Below are 590 nucleotides of genomic sequence, written 5' to 3'. Positions count from 1 at the left end.
TCACCTCCCGCCATCTCGCCTACGTGATCTACACCTCGGGATCCACAGGCACGCCCAAGGGCGTCATGGTCGAGCATCGGAGCTTGGTCAATTATCTCTCCTGGGCCCGCGATGCGTACGCTCCCAGATCATCCTCCGTGATTTCCTCGCCTCTGGTCTTCGATGCGACAATCAACAGCCTGTTTGCGCCTCTGATCTGTGGTGGCCATGCATTCCTTATAAAGGAGGGAGATGAGGTCGAGGGACTCAAAGCAACGATCCGCTCGGACTGCGGGATCGTCAATATTACCCCGAGCCATCTGAATGCTCTTGGGCAACAGATGCTGGCGGACTCGGCGCCGAGCCGCGTTGGATTGCTTATCATCGGCGGTGAAGCGCTGTCGCATTCGACAGTGGAGTCGTGGCGCAGGATCCAGCCCACGGTGAGAATGGTGAACGAGTACGGCCCAACTGAAGCAGTTGTCGGTTGTATCTTCTATGACATTCCGAGAGAGCCATCTCTACCCAGCAACATCCCGATTGGCCGTCCGATTGCGAACACGCGGGTGTATCTGCTGGACGGTCATGGGGCGCCGGTGCCGTTCGGGGCG

Annotated in this window: 1 protein-coding gene; it reads left to right on the top strand. The window is 58.6% G+C overall.

The features are described from left to right. Positions 1–590 (top strand): AMP-binding protein (locus AAFX91_RS42315; protein WP_394570430.1); only part of this gene is annotated, 590 nt, incomplete at both ends.

It is taken from the genome of Bradyrhizobium sp. 31Argb (assembly GCF_043638955.1).
Classification (GTDB): domain Bacteria; phylum Pseudomonadota; class Alphaproteobacteria; order Rhizobiales; family Xanthobacteraceae; genus Bradyrhizobium.
Note: the sequence above shows the minus strand (reverse complement) of the source record. Positions and strands in the feature narration are given on the sequence as shown.